At 48.7% G+C, this 18203-nt stretch carries 16 protein-coding genes and 1 pseudogene; 9 read left to right on the forward strand and 8 right to left on the reverse strand.

All coding sequences use genetic code 11. The features are described from left to right. The first annotated feature begins 53 nt into the window (after positions 1-53). The 6 genes from EAO33_RS01230 to EAO33_RS01260 all read left to right on the forward strand — a co-directional run bounded on the left by EAO33_RS01230 (position 54) and on the right by EAO33_RS01260 (position 5978). Positions 54-602, forward strand: a complete 549-nt coding sequence (locus EAO33_RS01230) for a phosphorylase family protein (RefSeq protein ID WP_120944219.1) — start codon at positions 54-56, stop codon at positions 600-602. A gap of 404 nt (positions 603-1006) precedes the next feature. Continuing rightward, positions 1007-2374 carry a Na+/H+ antiporter NhaC family protein gene (locus EAO33_RS01240; protein WP_120944221.1) on the forward strand — a complete coding sequence of 456 codons (1368 nt, stop codon included), beginning with the start codon at positions 1007-1009 and terminating at the stop codon, positions 2372-2374. A 152-nt stretch (positions 2375-2526) separates the two neighbouring features. Then, complete coding sequence (locus EAO33_RS01245; RefSeq protein ID WP_235852980.1) at positions 2527-3087, forward strand: LPP20 family lipoprotein; 561 nt, start codon at positions 2527-2529, stop codon at positions 3085-3087. A gap of 9 nt (positions 3088-3096) precedes the next feature. After that, the gene (locus tag EAO33_RS01250; protein ID WP_235852973.1) at positions 3097-3714 is read left to right on the forward strand and encodes an HP0838 family lipoprotein; all 618 of its coding nucleotides are present in this window, start codon (positions 3097-3099) and stop codon (positions 3712-3714) included. 7 nt (positions 3715-3721) lie between these two features. Further along, the gene (locus tag EAO33_RS01255) at positions 3722-5449 is read left to right on the forward strand and encodes an OmpP1/FadL family transporter (protein WP_120944227.1); all 1728 of its coding nucleotides are present in this window, start codon (positions 3722-3724) and stop codon (positions 5447-5449) included. Positions 5450-5471: 22 nt separating this feature from the next. Continuing rightward, positions 5472-5978: an isochorismatase family protein gene (locus EAO33_RS01260; protein ID WP_120944229.1), complete on the forward strand. Its 507-nt coding sequence runs from the start codon at positions 5472-5474 to the stop codon at positions 5976-5978. 1 nt (position 5979) lies between these two features. Here the strand turns inward: EAO33_RS01260 and pseC are convergent, their stop codons facing one another. The 8 genes and pseudogenes from pseC to flhA all read right to left on the reverse strand — a co-directional run bounded on the left by pseC (position 5980) and on the right by flhA (position 16542). After that, complete coding sequence (gene pseC / locus EAO33_RS01265; protein WP_120944231.1) at positions 5980-7107, reverse strand: UDP-4-amino-4,6-dideoxy-N-acetyl-beta-L-altrosamine transaminase; 1128 nt, start codon at positions 7105-7107, stop codon at positions 5980-5982. 5 nt (positions 7108-7112) lie between these two features. Continuing rightward, entirely contained in the window at positions 7113-7937 is an 825-nt protein-coding gene (locus EAO33_RS01270) for a 4-hydroxy-3-methylbut-2-enyl diphosphate reductase (RefSeq protein ID WP_120944233.1), read from the reverse strand. Beyond that, entirely contained in the window at positions 7918-9240 is a 1323-nt protein-coding gene (aroA, locus tag EAO33_RS01275) for a 3-phosphoshikimate 1-carboxyvinyltransferase (RefSeq protein ID WP_120944235.1), read from the reverse strand. Before aroA ends, EAO33_RS01270 begins: the two co-directional genes overlap by 20 nt. Next, positions 9240-11534 (reverse strand): YtpR family tRNA-binding protein, encoded by a 2295-nt coding sequence (gene ytpR, locus EAO33_RS01280; protein ID WP_120944237.1) that lies wholly within the window; start codon positions 11532-11534, stop codon positions 9240-9242. Before ytpR ends, aroA begins: the two co-directional genes overlap by 1 nt. Then, on the reverse strand, positions 11534-12532 hold the full coding sequence (pheS, locus tag EAO33_RS01285) for a phenylalanine--tRNA ligase subunit alpha (protein WP_120944239.1): 999 nt from the start codon (positions 12530-12532) through the stop codon (positions 11534-11536). The genes ytpR and pheS overlap by 1 nt, the downstream gene beginning before the upstream one ends. Positions 12533-12538: 6 nt before the next feature. After that, positions 12539-13219, reverse strand: a complete 681-nt coding sequence (locus tag EAO33_RS01290) for a hypothetical protein (RefSeq protein WP_120944241.1) — start codon at positions 13217-13219, stop codon at positions 12539-12541. 26 nt (positions 13220-13245) lie between these two features. Beyond that, positions 13246-14333 (reverse strand): annotated as a pseudogene (locus tag EAO33_RS01295) (DHH family phosphoesterase). Positions 14334-14343: 10 nt separating this feature from the next. Further along, positions 14344-16542, reverse strand: a complete 2199-nt coding sequence (gene flhA / locus EAO33_RS01300) for a flagellar biosynthesis protein FlhA (RefSeq protein WP_120944243.1) — start codon at positions 16540-16542, stop codon at positions 14344-14346. A 112-nt stretch (positions 16543-16654) separates the two neighbouring features. Here flhA and rpsO point away from each other — a divergent pair, with 112 nt between their 5' ends. The 3 genes from rpsO to EAO33_RS09315 all read left to right on the forward strand — a co-directional run bounded on the left by rpsO (position 16655) and on the right by EAO33_RS09315 (position 18169). Beyond that, complete coding sequence (rpsO, locus tag EAO33_RS01305) at positions 16655-16927, forward strand: 30S ribosomal protein S15 (protein WP_120944245.1); 273 nt, start codon at positions 16655-16657, stop codon at positions 16925-16927. A 7-nt stretch (positions 16928-16934) separates the two neighbouring features. After that, entirely contained in the window at positions 16935-17672 is a 738-nt protein-coding gene (locus tag EAO33_RS09310) for a hypothetical protein (protein ID WP_235852974.1), read from the forward strand. A gap of 89 nt (positions 17673-17761) precedes the next feature. Further along, complete coding sequence (locus EAO33_RS09315; protein WP_235852975.1) at positions 17762-18169, forward strand: hypothetical protein; 408 nt, start codon at positions 17762-17764, stop codon at positions 18167-18169. Positions 18170-18203 lie beyond the last annotated feature (34 nt).

An 18203-nucleotide genomic window follows, 5' to 3' on the forward strand; every position in this document is an offset into this window, starting at 1 on the left:
CTCTAAGAACTGCTTAAAGAGAAATGCTTTAGAGTGGGATAGGAGGTGTCGGTATGTTTGTATGCGCGGGATCCCTAGAGAGAATTGGCATGGCTAGGGGGGTGGGAGTGGGACTTATAGAGAGCGCGATCACTCTCACACGCCTGTGTTTGTTAGAACGCCCTACAGAATTGATCTTTGTGGGGAGCGCAGGAAGTTATGATCCTAACTTGCCCATGTTGTCCTTGTTCAAAAGCGCGCAGGGTTACCAGATCGAACAGAGTTTTGTGTGCGATCAAAGCTACACCCCCCTAGAAAATTATCTAGAAGCCCACAGCGCGCTCTTGGATCAAATCTGCTTGCCCGCTGTGAAAGTCAATTCCAGCAACTACATCCACACAAGTCCCGATTTTGCGCGCCAAATGCAAGGCGCTGGCATCGCTTTAGAGAACATGGAGTTTTTCACTCTTTTAAGAGTAGCACAGAGTTTTAAGATTCCTAGCGTGGGTGTGTTCTGTGTTACTAACTATATAAGTCCCCACGCCCACCAAGAGTTTTTAGACAACCACGATCGGGCTAAAGCCCGCTTGGAAGCGTGGATGGAGGCGTTTGGAAAGTGTTAAAGAAAATGGGCTACAATGCGCGCATGGGAGTTTGAGGCTTCCAAATACGATAAGGAGAACGCTATGAGTAACAACGCTAATAACAGTTGCAATAGCAACAATAGCAACAATAGCAATAGCTGTGGTTGTGGTAGCACTAACAATAGTAGCAACAACAACAATAGCCAAAACAGCAACAACCAAGACTAAGGGTTGTCGCCCCCCTTAAGGCGGGGGGTGCTCTATCTACCAAGCTTATTTAAAGTTTCTTTGTGTTAGGCTAGTCGCTCAGTTTTGTAGTAAAGGGTTTTTATGTCGTCTTTTGTCGTGAGGCAGAGAGCTAGGCGTTTTTCCTTACACCTTAGCGATCTGATGTGCATGGGTGGTCTTTTATTACACACCCATTTCACGCACAAAGGACACGCATGCAGGAGTTTAAACAAGACACTTACCACGCCCAGCCTAGCGCGCTAGGGCTAGTTCCCTTTTTTGTTTTCATCATTACTTACTTAGGCACAGGGATTTATTTAGAATTAATCGGGGTAAAAATGGGCTTTTACCAACTGCCCGGACCTGTAGCCGCTAGTTTGGGGGTCGCTAGCGCGTTTTTGCTTTTCAAGAGCGATTTAAACCAAAAATTTGACGACTTTTTAGCCGGATGTGGGGATAGAAATATCATGACCATGTGCGTGATTTATCTGCTGGCTGGCGCTTTTGCGGTGGTGAGTAAAGCGATGGGCGGGGTGGATTCCACGGTCAATTTAGGGTTAACTTACATCCCTGTAGAATATCTGGCTGCAGGCGTGTTTGTGATCGCCGCTTTCATCTCCACAGCCATTGGCACGAGTGTGGGCGCGATTGTGGCATTAGGTCCTATTGCGGTGGGTTTAGCCACACAAAGCGGGCTATCCATGCCCTTGATCTTAGCAGCCTTATTAGGGGGGGCAATGTTTGGAGATAATCTCTCCATCATCTCAGACACTACCATCGCAAGCACGCGCACCCAAGATGTGGCGATGAGCGACAAATTTAAGATCAATCTCTACATCGCTCTGCCCGCAAGTTTGCTCACCGTGATCTTGCTTTTGATCTTTGGACGACCTGAGAGTGTGGTGCCCTTGAGTGTGCATGATTTCCAATTTGTCAAGACTCTCCCCTATATTTTGGTGTTGATCTTAGCGCTTTTGGGACTCAATGTCTTCTTAGTGTTGTTCGTGGGGGTGGTGCTCTCTGGAGGGATTGGGTTGTATTATGGCAACTTCACACTGCTAGGTTTTGGCAAGGAGATTTACAATGGCTTTAGCAATATGCAAGAGATTTTCCTGCTCTCCTTGTTAACCGGGGGGATCGCCTTTATGGTAACGCGTGAGGGGGGGGTGGCATGGGTGATTAGCAAGATTGAAAAGTGCATTATTGGTCCTAAAAGCGCGAAAGTGGGGATCGCCACTTTGGTGAGCGCGGTGGATTTGGCTGTAGCCAATAACACCGTGGCGATTGTGATCGTGGGGGAGATCAGCAAGAAAATTAGCATGAAATTTGGTGTGGATCGGCGTGAAAGCGCGGTGATCTTGGACATCTTTTCTTGCATTTTTCAAGGACTTATCCCCTATGGCGCGCAGATGCTCATTTTACTGGGGTTTGCCAAGGGAGGGGTGGATTTTCTATCGGTGTTACCCTTGTTATGGTATCAGGGACTCTTAGGAGTCTTCACCTTGCTTTATATTTTCTGGGGTGCTTACAGCGCGCTGGTGTTGAAGAGTTTAACGCCCAAAACCACCAGCGCTCAGGCATAGTTTTAGGGTTTTTTGTGCTATAATGGCGGGCTAAATGACTCAAAGGTAGTAAGATGGAGCAAAAGGCATGCGTGGGTGGTAGCACTAGAACATGGAGTTTTGTCCCTTTGTGCGCTTGTGTGGGCTTGGCTTTAGTTGTGGGAGGTTGTGGCATGTTTAAGCGCGCGGGAGCCACGCAACTCATTCCCCCCTCAGCTACGGGTTTGCAAGCCCCCATTTATCCCCCCACCACTTTTAATAGCACTAGCAAGCCACCGATGCCAAATTTTCCCAAACCCCAGCCCCAAATTGAAACCCGTTTTGACAATTCTTCACAGGGCAATCTCTCTAGTGGGGGGGGTGCGCCTGCGATGGTGCCTAACACACCTATTCTCACCCCCACCAATGTGATCGAACTTAGTGCGGTGGGCATGGGGGTTGCGCCCGAATCCACCATTTCTCCCTCCCAAGCTTTGGCTTTGGCTAAACGCGCGGCTATTGTAGATGGTTACCGTCAGTTGGGCGAGAAAATGTATGGGATTAGGGTGAACGCCACCGACACAGTCAAAGACATGATCTTGCAAAACTCTGTGATTAAAACGAAGGTGAACGCCTTGATCCGCAACGCTGAGATCACAGAAACGATCTACAAAGACGGCTTGTGCCAGGTGAGTATGGAGCTCAAACTAGACGGACGCATTTGGTATAATGTCTTCAACCAGGCAAGAGGCTGATCTCATTGCGTGGTTGCTTCTTTGTTAGCTAGGTGGTCGGCGTGTTTGGGTGTGGCGTTTTGTGGGGTGTTGTTGGTTTCTTGCGCGCACAAAAAGCCCCCCAAACCCAAGCCCCACAAAACACACAAGGCGCATAAAAAGCTCTTCATTAAAAAAAGTGCTGCCCAACGCAAGCAAGAGGCAGAGCTCGCGCGCCAAAAAGCCCTAGAACGCTTCAAGCTCATTTACATTTACACGCCCGTGTTGCGTTTTTATGACTATGGCACGATCGAACGCAATAAAGAAGGTGATCTGCAAATCGAGCTCTACCAACTCAGCAAGAAAGCCGGAGAAATTGTGATCAAGAAAAACTACCTATGTTTTTCAGGCATTTGTTCGGCTAAGTGGAGCGCGGCTAGGGACCTCTTTGGCAAGGTGAGTTATGGGGATCTCTTCGATGACATCGTGCTAGGGCGCGATATTTTCAATGGGATGGGTAAGCGCATAGAACCCAATGGAGTGGTGATCCAACGCTTTGTGCAAAACGCAGAGGTGATTTACTACGAACGCAAACCCGATAAAATCTTATTCCAAAACATGAGCACGGGCACGGCCATCGTGATCCAGCAATACCACCCCCCTAAGTGAGGTTCGTGTGCGTTGGTGGTGGCGATCGTGGGTGGTGCTGGTGCCGGTATTGGGGCAAGCCAATGGCTTTAAGATTTCCGAGCAAAGCTTAAATGGCACCGCGCTTAACTCCGCCTACATCGCTGGGGCACGGGGCGCAGACGCGAGTTATTACAACCCAGCTAATATGGGCTTTGATAATGACTGGGGAGAAAATGAAAGCGAATTTGAGATCACTAGCACGGTCATTAATATCCCTGCCTTTAAATTCATGGTGCCTGGCACCAACCAAGGACTTTACTCAGAAACTAGCCTAGTGATGAATCCTAGCAAAGCCAATAACGCAGCCATTATCAATATTTTGGGTTTGGGGGGGGTGGCTACCTCTGCAGCCCAAAAGCTCATAGATGGGGGTATTCCTGCGCTCAAACAACTCATCAATAATTTACAAGGACTCACTAACCAAAAGGTTACCACCGTGGCTTCTATGCCCAGCGCGCAGGTGGTGAGCGGGTGGACGGGCACGACTAATTTTGTCCTCCCCAAATTCTTTTATAAAACCCGTAACCACAATGGTTTCACCTTTGGGGGAAGTTTTACCGCCCCCTCGGGGCTGGGTATGAAGTGGAATGGTCAGGGTGGGGAGTTTTTGCAAAATGTCTTTATTATGATGTTGGAGCTAGCTCCCAGCGTGAGTTACACCATTGGCGATCGCTTTTCTGTAGGCGTGAGCGCGCGCGGACTCTACGCTACGGGCAAGTTTGACAACACCGTTTATGTGCCCTTGCATGGCGCTTCTGTGCTCACTGGGAGTCAGATTATAGGTTTACCCAATAATGTCTTTAGCCAGCAGGTACCAAGCTCTATGCGCGACCAACTTGCCAGCATTGGCTACCGTCCAGCTATGCAGTGCACCGCCCAAATGAATCAAAATAGTCCTGTGTGTGAGACCTATTACAATGGACTCAAGCAAATCATGCGCTATAGTGGCTTGCAAGAAGCCATCTCTGATCTCTATGGCACTTCTCAGGTTGTCCAACAGAGTAATGGGAGCTCTTGGGGGGGGGGCTATAAGATCGGGGCGAGCATGCGCGTTTTTGAAAATGGCATGTTCTCTGTAGTCTACAATAGTAGCGTTACCTTTAATATGCGTGGGGGATTGACCGCGCTCACCAAATTAGGTCCTAGCTTAGGCAATGTGCTTACAAGAGGGCATCTAAATATCAATGTCTCCTTGCCCCAAGTGATCAATATTGCCTACGCACACGAGTTTTTCAAACACCGCTTGCGCGTAGAGGGGGTGTATGAACGCACTTTTTGGAGTCAGGGCAATAAGTTTTTGGTAACCCCAGATTTTGCCAACGCGTCCTACCAAGGGATTGGGGGCACGGTGCAAAATCTCAATTCCGCTACCCTTAAAAAAATGGTAGGTTTGGCGGATTTTAGCGGGGTAATGAATATGGGGAATGGGTGGCGCGACACCAACACTTTTAGAATCGGCACGACCTACATGGGCAGGAGTTTGCGCTTAATGGGCGCGCTCAGTTACGACCAAGCCCCCAGCCCCCAAGACGCTATTGGGATTCCAGATTCCAATGGCTATTCCATCGCCTTTGGGGCTAAATACAATTTTAGGGGTTTTGACATCGGTTGGGGAGGCACTTTCACTTTCAAGAGCAACCGCGATAGCTACTACCAATCCAAAGATATTGGTCAATTACGCATTTTTTCAGCGTCTTTGGGTTATCGTTGGTGAATATTCCATCTAAAGGGGTTTGATGTTCCATGTACTTGTTATAGATATCCAAGAAAAATTGCTTCCTGTTATGGCGCAAGCAGAAACTCTCTTGGCTAATTGCGTGAAATTCTTGCAGATCGCCCAAGAGTTGGAGCTTAAGATTTTGGCTAGCGAACAAAATCCTAGTAAGCTAGGTCCCAGTGTCGCGCCCTTACAAGCCTTTTTAGGCACACCCCACACCAAAGAACATTTCAGTGCTGCGCCTATACTAGCTCCCCTTTTGCCACCTAAGGCGCGCTTGGTGGTGCTAGGTATCGAAGCGCATGTCTGCGTTTACCAAAGTGTGAAAGATCTCTTGCGTGCGGGCTTTGAGGTGGTGGTTTTGCAAGATTGCACCAGCTCTAGGGATATGAATAACAAAGCCCTAGCTCTAGCCGATTTGCAAAGTTGCGGGGCGCGCATTTTGAGTAGCGAGATAGTCGCTTTTGAGTGCTTACAAACCTACACCCACCCTAGCTTTAGGGCTATCTCTAAACTTATCAAATAGATTAGCTAGAAAGACGCGCGCACAATTCTAAAAGCGTGTCTGCGCTGTATTGGGCTAGGGCTAGAGTCATCTTTTGGTGGCAGGGCAATGAAAGTGTGGCTTGATAAAAGTCTTTGGCTTTGGGGAAGTCCAAGAGTCCTAGGCGTTCTTGATAGAGCTTAAAGGTATGGATGGGTTTGTAGTGCACTTGCACGCCTATTTGCGCCTCTAGGAGAGCTTGCAACAATGCGTGTTTTTTCTCCCATAAGCTAGGGTGTAAGAGTAGGGGATAGAGATGGTTGGAGCTAGTGATATGGGGGGGTAAGCTCGTATGCAGAGGGGTAAAATAGGGGTTATTGGCAAAGGTGCGATCGTAAAAGCGCGCGATCTCTTCGCGCACGGCAATAAAAGCATCGAGTTTAGGAAGCTGGCTTAGACCCAATGCCCCCTGCAATTCGTTCATTCTAAAATTATAGCCATAATGCCGCACTTCCACATCAAAACCCCGATTCTCCACCCCATGCGCGCGCAATAGCCTGAGTTTATGATAAAGCGCGCTGTCATGCGTGGTAATGAGCCCCCCCTCAGCGGTGGTGATGGGTTTGATCGCGTGCAGACTAAAGATTGTGGCATCGGCTAAACTCCCGATCTTTTGCCCCCGATAACTTCCCCCTAGCGCGTGCGAGCTATCAGAGATAAAATACAATCCATAGCGTGCGCAAAACTCCTTGATAGCTTGCACTTCCACGCTCCGCCCCCCATAATCCACGCTCACCACCGCTTTAATACGCTCTCTTTGGGCGTGCGTGTGGTAGGTTTCCTCTAGGAGTGCGGGGTTTAAATTGCCATCTACGCCAATATCGCAAAATAGTGGTGTGGCTTGGCATGCCAAGAGCATGTTAGCTGTGGCTACAAAGCTAAGAGGAGTGGTGATTGCAAAATGCTTTGCTAACTCTAGGGCTTGGTAGGTCATCAGTAAGGCAGAGGTAGCACTATTGCATGCAAGCACATGCGCAACGCCTAAATAGCTCGCCATGGCTTTTTCAAAGTCTTCCACCAGGGGTCCCTGTGCTAGATGCGCGCCTTGTAGGGCTTGCACTACGGCTTGTATATCGCTTTGATCAATGCACTGGGTGCTATAGGGGTTCATTGCGCTCAAAACCCCATAATGCTTTGGCGCACACTCTCAATGATCCAATCAGGAGTAGATGCCCCCGCGCTAATGCCACAGAGTTTTTTACCGCTAAACCATTCCGGATTGAGATCGTTAAAATCCTCCACCAAGTAGCTATTTGGGCAAAACTCTTTGGCGATGTGGAAGAGTTGCTTGGTGTTTGAAGAGGTCTTGCCCCCCACAATCACCATAATATCCACCTCTTGGCTAAGTTCCCTCACCGCTTCTTGATTGTCAAAGGTGGCGTTACAGATGGTGTTAAAAATACGCACCTCCGCACAGCGCGCGATGAGAAAGCTAGCGATCTCTAAAAGCTTGGGGGTTTGTTTGGTGGTTTGGGAGACTAGGGCGATTCTTTTGGCTAAATTTTGGCTCTGTAATTCTTCCAAAGAGCCCACCACTAAGGGAGGCGTGCTAGAGTAGCTAATCACCCCCTTTACTTCAGGGTGGTTGGCATCCCCAAAGATGACAATTTGATACCCCTTTGCGCTCATTTTTTCTACAATCTGTTGGGGTTTGATCACATAGGGACAGGTCGCATCAATGATATGCGCCTTTTTGTCCTTGAGTTTAGCTAGATCGTTTTTGGGGATGCCATGCGTGCGGATAATCACGCTTTTATGGGGCTCAATGGCATTGACATCCTCTTGCACGCGCACATTGTAATCTTGCTCTAGGCGTTTGATCTCTTTGGGGTTGTGGATGAGCGAGCCTAGTGTGAGGCTATTTTTATTCTTTTGGGCGATCTCAATGGCGCGTTTCACGCCAAAGCAAAAGCCATAATTCTTAGCCATTTTCACTTGCATGGGTGTCCTTTATGGGGGTGATACGCCCCAAAATTTCTTTAAATGTGGGGAAAGAGATCGCCATGCACGCGCTATTTTTCAAGCTCCCCCCGCAGGCTAGCAAAGCGATCGCAAAGCTTAAGGCGATACGATGATCGTTAAAACTCTCTAAGGGCTCTTTGGGGCGTTTAAGAGTCCCGCCCTTAATTTGAAAGCCATCTTCAAAGCCCACGCATTCAATCCCCATTTTGGCTAGATTGGCTAGAGTGGTGGCGATGCGATCGCTCTCTTTGACGCGCAATTCTTTGGCATTTTTTACCACGCTCACCCCTTGTGCGACACTCATCGCCACGCCCAAAGCGGGCAATTCATCAATCAAAAAGGGGATATTCTCTTTAATCTCAACCGCTTTAAGGGGGCGGTGTTGCACATAAATATCCCCCACAGGCTCGATTTGTGTAGTGTGCGGGTGAAACTCCACATGCGCGCCCATTTTCTTTAATACTTTGAAGGCTTCTATGCGCGTGGGGTTGAGTAAAACATTTTTGAGCAACACCGCGCTTTGGGGCACAAGCACCACAGCTAAGGCAAAGTAAAACGCGCTAGAGGGGTCAGCGGGGATACACCACTCAAAGCTCTCTAAAGGCTGGCTTAAGGGCTCTAGGCTGATGGCTGTGGGGGTAATGTCAATCTTTGCGCCTAGGGCTTTTAGCATGCGCTCGCTATGATCGCGACTTAAAGAGGGCTCACTAAAGATAAGGGGGTCTTTGGCTTGCAGGGTGGCTAAAAGCAATGCGCTTTTGAGTTGTGCAGAGGATATGGGGCTAGTGTAGTGCAAGCCTTGCAGGGGCGCGCTTAGAATGCTTAAAGGGGCTAGGGTGTTTTGTGCGCGCGCCCGGATGTGTGCGCCCATTTGGACTAAGGGCGTGATGACTCGCCCCATCGGGCGTTTGCTCAAAGAGGCATCGCCCACTAAAATATAGTGGTTTTTTTGACTCTGGCTACTAGCAAGCAGCCCGCTAAAAAGGCGCATGGTTGTGCCCGAATTGCGGCAATTTAAAGGCTTTGTGGGCTCATTGAAGTGTAAAAATTGTTTAGGGGGGGTGAGCTTGAGGGTGTTTAGGGCGTGCTTTTGCACTCTTAAGCCTAGTGCTTTAGCGATGTTGAGTGTGCTTAGGCAATCTTGACCTGTGAGCAAATTTTGCACAAAACAAGGTTTTTGGCACAAGAGCGCAAAAATGAGCGCGCGATGACTTAAAGATTTATCTGAGGGCAGGTGATCTAAGCTGAGATCAAATTTTGGCGCGGGGGCGATGTGTAGCATTAAGATTTGAGCTTGGCGTTAAAATGTTGCTCTAGCACGCCTAAAGCTTGCTGGGTGATCGCCTGTAATTGCGACTCCATCAAGGATTCTTGGGATTGGATTTTAAGGCGCACACTTAGGGCGATTTGCTCAGAATTTTCTGTATAGATGTCTAGGGGGAAGACTTCTTTTAAATGGGGGATGCGTGCTTCTAAAAGGCGTTGCTTGAGAGCCACAAAAGGACAATTTTTATCTATAAGTAGAGTCAAATCCCTAAAGCTGGTGGGCAGCTTTGAAAACTCTTGAGCCTTGTAGGGCTTTTGGTTGAGCAATGCGCGATTCACTTCAGCGACAAAGCCTTCTAATAAATCTTCTTGTTGGACTAAGATAGGATTGATCGCCCCCAGCACGCCAATTTTTTGCCCCTCTTGGATGATCCACGCGCTTTGGTAGGGGTGGTAGGTGGCGTTTAAATAGGGGTTTTCTTGCTCTTGGGCGATGGGTTCTAAATCAAAAGCCCCGATCACACTAGAGATCGCGCGCGCGAAGGCATAAAAATCCCAAGTTTGTCCTTTGGGGTGGGGGTAGTGGGGGGGGGTTTTAAACCCGCTGGCTAGAAAGGCTAGACTTTGTGCCTCCTCACGCTTGGCGTTGTAAATGCTTCCTAACTCAAAAAGGGCAACACTCTTAAAGCCTAGGCTTTTATTGTGGGCGCTTGCCTCTAAGAGTCCGGGGATTAAAGAGGTGCGTAGGGTGTTGAGATCGGCACTAATGGGGTTGAGAAGATCAAGTTCTTGGGGCAATACGGGGTAACCTAGTTCTATTAAGCGTTCCCTCTTGGCAAAGACATAATGCACCACCTCCTTAAATTGCAAGGCAAGGGCTTTGGTGGCTAGGGTGCGCTCAAAGCAATAGCGGGTGTAGTGGGGGTTGGCGCTGGTGGTTTCGCTGGTGTGCAATAAAGCAGGGGGAATGTTCTCAATGCCCACAAAGCGCAACACCTCTTCGGCAATATCATGCACGCCCTCAATATCATGGCGATGGGGGGGCACTTGGATAGTGAGTGTGTCCTCTTGGGCGTGCAAGCCAAATCCCAAACTCTCTAAGATTGCATGGACTTGTTGGTAACTAATTGGCATGCCTAAGATACTGGCGATTTCTGTAAGAGTGAGCTTAAGACTTGGAGGGCTAAAGGTGCTTAGAGGCGTGCCCACTTGCAAGCGTGCCTCAGGGTAAAAACGAGTGAGTAACAAGGCTAGCCACTCTAAGCCCTCTTGCACCTGTGGGTTGCTCCCGCGCTGGGAGTGGTGGGTGAGCGTGGGGGTGCTCTCTTGAGGGTGAGAGTGTAGGCATTGGCATAAATGACTAGGCTCTATAAAGCTAGCCTCTAGCAAATAGGGGGAGGTTTGGGGGGGAGTGGGGGCGCGCACCCCGATCGTGGCTAGGGTTTTGTTAGCGTGCTGGGCGTATAAAAAGCCCTCTGAGGACAACACTTCTAAGGGCACATTCGGGTAAGCCTGCAAGATCACCCCGCTTAAATAGGTGCTGTATTCTAAGAGATTAGAGACCAAACTCTCTTGTAAATTGTGTTGCAAGGCTAGAGTGAGGGCGATCTCTAGGGGCAAAAAGGGCGTGTCTAATTCCAGTGTGCCATAACAGAGCGCGCAGGGGGGCAGAGTTTGAGGCAGACTTGGGGGGGTTGTTAGCGCGCTAAAAGAGAGTTTGGGAGGGGATTTTAAGCGCAGTTTATAAAGCGCACTGATTTCGCGCGCAACGCCTAGCACACTCAAGCAATCCCCCCGATTGGGGGTTAGGGCGATGTCTAAAAGTGTGCCTTTAAAAAAGGGTAAATCTCTTAGAGGTGTGCCTAGCTTTAAGGGCTGATCTCTATTAAGGCTACTATCTAGGATCAAAATCCCCTCATAGAGTTTAGGCAGACCCAGCTCCACGCTTGAGCAGAGCATGCCAAAACTCTCTACACCCCTGAGTGTGCTCGCCTGTATGTTGAGCTTGCAGGCAGGTAAATACGCCCCTTGCAAAGCCAACGCCACAAACTGCCCCGCCTGCACATTTTTCGCCCCGCAGACAATTTGTAACACCTTGCTACCGCTATCCACTTGGCAAATGCTAAGTTTTTCTGCGTTGGGGTGTTTGTCCTTAGTTAGGACTTGTGCGAGCACGACCTCTTGGGGCAACTCAAAGGGGCTAGCTCCCTCCACCTCCAAGCCTACACGGCTTAAATCCGCACATAAAGTGGGCACATCGGGCAAACTACCCTCTAAAAAATCCTCCAAAGTGTGGGTATTGAGTAACATCAAAACGCCTCTAGTAATCTCAAATCGGTTTCAAAAAGACTTCTAAGATCATTGATCGCACAACTGAGCATGGTTAGGCGTTCAATCCCCATCCCAAAGGCGTATCCACTCACATTGTTTAGCCCCGCATGTTTAAACACCCCCGGATGCACGCACCCTGCCCCCAACACCTCTAGCCAACCGGTGTGCTTACACACCTTGCACCCCCCTTGAGCGCAAAACACACAGCTAATATCCACCTCTGCGCTAGGCTCGGTGAAAGGGAAAAAGCTAGATCGCCAGCGCACGCGGATATCCCCAAAGAAATAATGCAAAAAGTCCTCTAAAACCTGTTTGAGATGCCCAAAATGCACCTTGTGCGCGCTATCTACTACTAAACCCTCTACTTGAGAGAACATGGGGGTGTGCGTGGTGTCATAATCGCGCCTAAAGGTAGGACCTACCCCGATCATTTTAATGGGGGGCTCTTGGGTTTGCATGGCATGGATTTGGGTAGGGGAGGTGTGGGTGCGCAAAAGCTTATGATCCTTGAAATAAAAAGTATCTTGCATGGCGCGCGCGGGGTGGTAGGCGGGTATGTTGAGCGCATCAAAATTGTAAAATTCCTCTTGCACTAACTCTCCCAAGTGCAATTTAAAACCTAGCTGGGTGAAATATTCAATGATGCGATCTTTAGTGTAGCTGAGTGGATGCCCTAGACTAGCACTAATATGGGTGTTGGCTAAACTAGGATCGAGTTTTTCAGCTTGCAAGCGCGCCTTTAGCTCTAAATTTTGTAAAGCCTGTTTGCGCTGGGCATGGGCTTGGGTGAAAGCCTCCTTAAATTGGTTGAGTTTTTGGGCTTTATGGGCTTTTTCTTGCCCACTTAAGTTTTTAAGTTGGGTAAATTCTTGGGTGAGTATCCCCTTTTTGCCCAAGACCTGCAGGCGTAGATCCTCTAACTCTTTGAGATCGCGCACATGGGCAACACGCGCCAAGAGATCGTCTAAAACCTGCAAGAGAGTCTACCTAATGTCAATTTTGAAGGTATGCACCTCATCGTTGAGAGCCACCCTAACCACTAAAGTGCCCGCAGTGATATGCTTAGGGTTTACCACCACAAATCCCCCCTTAGCCTTGCCTCCGGGCTTGAGAGTGGAACGCCTCAAATAGTTGATCGCCATGATTTTAAAGGCTTGGCGTTCATCTTGCATGATCGCTGCAGTCTGTGCGTCATCCATCATCATAAAGGGCACGCCCATCATCATATCATAGGCTAGGAAAGCCCCCTGCCCATAGTAGAACATGGGTGAGGGGATATTATCCCCTGTAATAGGCGTAGAAGGCACGGCGATGTTGAACTTTTGTAACACGGGGTCAAAATCGTAACTGGATTTAAGCATTTGCTTAAAGCTTAACACGGGCAAATTCTCTTGCCCCTCCTGCACGCTAATATGACTACTATCAAAGTCTAGGGGATTTCCTCCCGTGAGTTGCGCGCCTACATACAGCACTAAGGGAGGATCGTCCAAGCCCTTGAGTTGCTTTTGGGCGACCTCCACTTGCACCTTGGAGTGGGGCTGGCTAGATGTCAGCACCTGCACCCCATTATTATACCTAGACACCTGTTCAGGCTTGACGCTAAGCTTTGCGCACCCCGTGATGAAAGCGACAGACAGACAAGAAGCGACAACTAATGACCTCATGAAAACCCTTTATTATTTTGATAAGTTCAAAATCCAAATCGGTTGGCAAAAAAACCATCAGACCCCTCCGTAGTCTCTTGTGCGAAGACCCTTTCTAATTGTTCTTTGATGTCATAATAGCCAAAACTTTCTTTAAAACCCTCAATTTTGCCCCCACTGGCGTTTTTATGCCCCCCTCCGTTAAAATACTGTTTACTTATGCTACTCACATCGCATTTTCCATTGGAGCGCAAACTCACATTGCCCCTAAAACCCACATCAATGTAAAAGTCAAATTCAGGGTTTTCGCGCAAAAAGAGATTTGCCAGCACGCTAATCCCCCCCATGCTGTAACTTAAAAACCCCCTTTTATCCTCACATGCCACACTGCACGCCTCTTTTTTTTGCGAAAGCAACGCCACTTGGGCGTTTGAAGCGATATTATCCATTATCTCAGCATCCGGATCCCCCCCTAGAGCGATCTTTTTAAGCCTAAAAAGATCATTATCAAAGCGCACCGCTCCATTTTCTTGGTGGATGTAGAGGGGGACCTGTTCTAGGAGTGCAAACTTATAATCCCGGTGCTCCATATCAAACATGAATCGGTTAAGCTCATGGGTGGTGGCGATCATGCGCATGCACACCTTGCCCAGCTCAAAGCCAAAACCCTCTTCTTGCCAAATATCCACAGAATTAATCATCTCCACCATCGGGGCAAGTTTCTCCAACGCGCCTCTTGGAGAGGGTTGTAACGCTCTTTGAGCGTTTCGTAAGTGATCTTAGAAGCACTGCGATCCACATCTAAATGATACCAAGAATAGGCTTGTGCGGCATCTTGCCCTGTGATGTGGTGATCTAAAAGCAAAATTTCTACCTCCTTGCCCTGCAAGCGCAACGCTTCGCTTTCTTTTTGCAAAAACTCCGCCTCGCCCAAAGTCAAGTTCAAATCTGTAACTAAGATCAACGCCTTTTGGGGGTTCTGTTTGTTGAGCGCGTTGATGATCTCTTTGAGCCTTGCGGAGACCTCTTTACCATAATTGGCATTGTAATAGGTGATTTGTTCAAAAAAATGGCGGCTGACAAATTGGCAACCATAGCCGTCCAAATCAATGTGGGATAAATGAAAAACTTGCATGTCTTAGTCCTTAAAAGTTAATGTTGATGGTGCCTAACACCTCGTATTTGGCGTTGGTGTCTAGCTCGGCATGGCTTAGCACCACAATGTCGATCTTAAATTGCTCCATTTTGGTAGAAAGCGGACGGCGTAGCTCTGGATCGACAATGAGGATCACCGGGGCGATCCCACGCTGTAAAATCTTCATCGATTCGGCAGAGATGTTTTCAATAAGTTGTTGCATCTCGGTGGCGTTTAAAAGCAAGAATTTACCCGAAGCCTGGTCTTTGAGCTTGTTTAATAAAAATTGCTCGGTGGCGGTGCCTAGAGTGAGTAATTTAAGCGTCCCATCTTCGGATTTAAAAATATTGGTGATGACCCTTGAGAGGCGGGCACGCACCTGCTCGGTAAGAATGGTGATGTCGTTTTGCACACTGGGGGCAATGTCGGTGATGGTTTCTAAGATGGTGAGCATGTCTTTAATGGGGATTTTTTCATGCAGGAGTTCTTGCAAGACGGAGCGAATCACACCTGTGGGGATTTTCTTCGCCTCTTCTACGATGGCCGGGTAGTCATTAGCCAAACGCTCTAAAAGGGATTTGACCTCGTCTTTAGTGATAAACTCTTCGGCGTAGTTTTTGACTAATTCGCTCGTATGCGTGGCGATCACCGTGGAGGGGTCAATGATGGTATAACCTTGGATGATTGCCTCCTCTTTGTCTTTAGGCTCGATCCACAAAGCGTCCATGCCAAAGGCGGGCTCTTTAGTGGGGATGCCCTCGATCTCTTTGCCCGCAAAGCCGGTGTTCATCGCCAAAAAGCGATCGGGCATCACGCTCCCATCGCCAATACTCACCCCCTTCAACTTAATCTCATAATGGGTTGGGGGGAGTTGGAGATTATCGCGGATGCGAATTTGGGGCATCAAAAAGCCATAGTCGCTAGCGATCTTTTTTCTAATGCCCCTAATGCGCTCTAATAAATCCCCCCCCTGCTTGACATCGGCTAGGGAGATGAGCTGGTAGCCTAAAGCGAGCTCTAAAAATTCAATTTTAAGCACCTCATTAATAGCCTGCTCTTCTTCTTTTTTGATCTCCTCCGCGCTCTTTTGGGGGCGGGTGATGGGAGTTGGTTCTGTTTGTGTGGCGACTCTAGCAGAGAGATCAACCCCGGTTTTTTTACTCAGCCAACTCTCAAACTTGGCAAATAAATTGTCCTTGCCTTCCCTAGAAATGAGCCATGCGATGAATAAAAACAAACTGCCCACAAAGGCGAGCGAAAAGGTGGGCAGCCCGGGCACGCTAGCAAAAAGCAAAAGAATACAGCCCACGATGACTAAGGTTTTACTCTTGTCAGTCAGTTGGGTGATGAGCTTGCTAGCAAAGTTTTCTTCTTCATGCTGGGTGGTGCGCGTGGCGACAATGCCCGTAGCCGTGGCGATGATGAGCGCAGGGATTTGCCCCACTAAACCATCTCCAATAGTGAGAATCGTAAAAGTGGATGCGCTGGCGTTGATACTCATGTCCCTTTGGAACACGCCCACTAAAAAGCCCCCGATGATGTTGATCAAGGTGATGATGATCGAGGCGATCGCATCGCCTTTGACAAACTTGCTTGCCCCGTCCATCGCACCATAAAAATCTGCCTCTTGACTCAAAGCGCCACGCCGCCTCTTGGCTTCATCGCTATCAATAAGCCCGGAGTTTAGATCCGCATCGATGGCCATTTGTTTACCGGGCATCGCATCCAAAGCAAAGCGCGCGCGCACCTCAGTTACACGGGTGGAGCCATTGGTAACCACTAAGAGATTAACCAGCACCAAGATACTAAAAATGATTGTCCCAATGACATAATTGCCGCTCACCGTAAATTCCCCAAAGGCACTAATAATATCACTCACCGCGCTAGGACCTTTGTAGCCCTGTGTTAAAATCATACGGGTCGTGGCGACATTGAGCGCGAGGCGATAAAGCGTCACAATCAAGAGCAGAGTTGGGAAAGCGCTAAAGTCTGTGGGCTTGGTGATGTAAAGCCCGATTAGGATGATGAGCACAGAAAGGGCAATGGAGATAGTCAGCAAAAAATCCAGCAAGAAAGGGGGCAGAGGCACAATGATGATGCCCAAAATGGCGATCACAAAGGCGACAACCGTTAAGTCTTTAGACTGGCTTAGATGCCTAAAGAATGGAAAAGCCTTTTTGAGAACATTTTTAGATTTATTGCCCGCCACGCCTCTTATACGCCCTTTGTGTAGAATGGGGGTATTTTACACTCTTTCATGTAAAATTCCACTTTTCTAGGCTATAATCGCGCCTTGTTAAAATTTTAGATTAGGAGTTTACATGGCCTTAGGGGCGCAAAAAAAGCAAGAGATCATCGCCAAATTTGGCAGGCAAGCGAGCGATACGGGGTCTAGTGAAGTGCAGGTCGCGCTTCTTAGCCAGCGCATTAGCGACTTGAGCGCGCATTTGAAACACAATCCCAAGGATCACTCCAGCCGTTTAGGGCTGTTGAAGTTGGTAGGGCATCGGCGCAACCTACTCAAATACCTCAAACGCACCCAGCATGAGCGCTATTTGGAAGTGATCCAAGCACTAGGCATCAAAAACCGCTAGGGTATTTTTGGGCGCATCGAGTTTCTTTTCTCTTGTCTTTGCGCTGTTCTTTTTAACTTCCTGTAAAAAACCCTTAGCCCAGATTCTGCTTGTTATCTTAGCCCTAGGCGCATTGGGCTATTATCTCAAATACAAGCCCTCTTTGCAATTGCCCCGCGCCCACAAGTGGTTGGTGTGGGTGTGGGTGCTCATGTTTGCAAGTGTGTTACCCAATCTCTTCATGGACGGCAGTTTAGAACACTTTTCGTATAATCTGCGCCTGCTTAACATGCCCTTGATCTACCTGCTAGGGGCGATCGCTCTGGTGTGTTTGGGCAATGCCCCCCTCAGCTTGCACCAACGCCCCATTTTTTATGGCATGGCACTAACCTGTCTATGCAATGGGGGAATCGCGCTGGTGGAGAGGCTAGGTTTTGGAATAGGGCGCGTGAGCGCTTGGAGCACCATTGTGGGTTTTGTAACCCTGAGTGCTATGGCGATCTTTGGGTGCTATATCTATGCGCTCTACACCTCTAGGCGCGCTGAAAAGCTATTTTTTAGCGCGGCGTTAGTGGTGGGCTTTGTTGTGGTGATCTTGAGTGGCACGCGTAGCGCGTGGATCGCCTTTTGGTTAACTTTCATCATCCTTTCAAGCCTGATTTTATACACCCAAAAGTCTTGGCGCGCTTTGCCCCATATGTTGGTGCTTGGCGCGCTCTTGGGGGGGTTGTTTGTGGGAGAACAGATACTAGAAGGGCGCGCCTGATTCAAACACCAAGGGGAGTCCAAGAGAGTTTTAGCCACGATCTCAAACTCTACGCCCACAATAATGCGGATTCTAGCATCGGGGCGCGTTTGGATCGCTGGAAGGAAGCCTTAGCCATTGTGCGCCTCTCTCCATTATTTGGCATGAGTTTGAGCGCGCGTTGCAAGCACATGGGCACAATCATCGCGCTAGCGCATTCTCACCATAGTGTGGAACATAGCGATTGTAAGGGCAAATACGACAATGAGATTTTCAACACGCTTGCGCATAAGGGCTTGGTGGGCTTGGGGGTGCTCTTGGCGTTTTGGGCTGTAGTGGCGCGTATCTTTTGGATGAGACGCTCATCTCAGCCCCAACTTGCCCTCTTCATGCTGGCTTTGCTAGGTTTTTACATTTTCTTGGGGATTGGTTTTGATCCCTTTGCCTTTTTCATTGAAGGGAGTTTTTTTGTAGGGATGGTGGTGATGGGGATGGTGGGGGCGCGCGCGCCCTCTTAGTGTTATCCAACGCGTGGGTGTTATGCGGTATCAT

Source organism: Helicobacter labacensis (assembly GCF_003660285.1).
GTDB lineage: Bacteria > Campylobacterota > Campylobacteria > Campylobacterales > Helicobacteraceae > Helicobacter > Helicobacter labacensis.

What these genes read in the sequence shown, in the direction of transcription:
- EAO33_RS01230 (WP_120944219.1), top strand. Translation starts at nt 54, where the DNA reads ATGTTTGTATGCGCGGGATCCCTAGAGAGAATTGGCATGGCTAGGGGG.
- EAO33_RS01240 (WP_120944221.1), top strand. Translation starts at nt 1,007, where the DNA reads ATGCAGGAGTTTAAACAAGACACTTACCACGCCCAGCCTAGCGCGCTA.
- EAO33_RS01245 (WP_235852980.1), top strand. Translation starts at nt 2,527, where the DNA reads ATGTTTAAGCGCGCGGGAGCCACGCAACTCATTCCCCCCTCAGCTACG.
- EAO33_RS01260 (WP_120944229.1), top strand. Translation starts at nt 5,472, where the DNA reads ATGTTCCATGTACTTGTTATAGATATCCAAGAAAAATTGCTTCCTGTT.
- pseC (WP_120944231.1), bottom strand. Translation starts at nt 7,107, where the DNA reads ATGAACCCCTATAGCACCCAGTGCATTGATCAAAGCGATATACAAGCC.
- EAO33_RS01270 (WP_120944233.1), bottom strand. Translation starts at nt 7,937, where the DNA reads ATGCAAGTGAAAATGGCTAAGAATTATGGCTTTTGCTTTGGCGTGAAA.
- aroA (WP_120944235.1), bottom strand. Translation starts at nt 9,240, where the DNA reads ATGCTACACATCGCCCCCGCGCCAAAATTTGATCTCAGCTTAGATCAC.
- ytpR (WP_120944237.1), bottom strand. Translation starts at nt 11,534, where the DNA reads ATGTTACTCAATACCCACACTTTGGAGGATTTTTTAGAGGGTAGTTTG.
- EAO33_RS01290 (WP_120944241.1), bottom strand. Translation starts at nt 13,219, where the DNA reads ATGAGGTCATTAGTTGTCGCTTCTTGTCTGTCTGTCGCTTTCATCACG.
- rpsO (WP_120944245.1), top strand. Translation starts at nt 16,655, where the DNA reads ATGGCCTTAGGGGCGCAAAAAAAGCAAGAGATCATCGCCAAATTTGGC.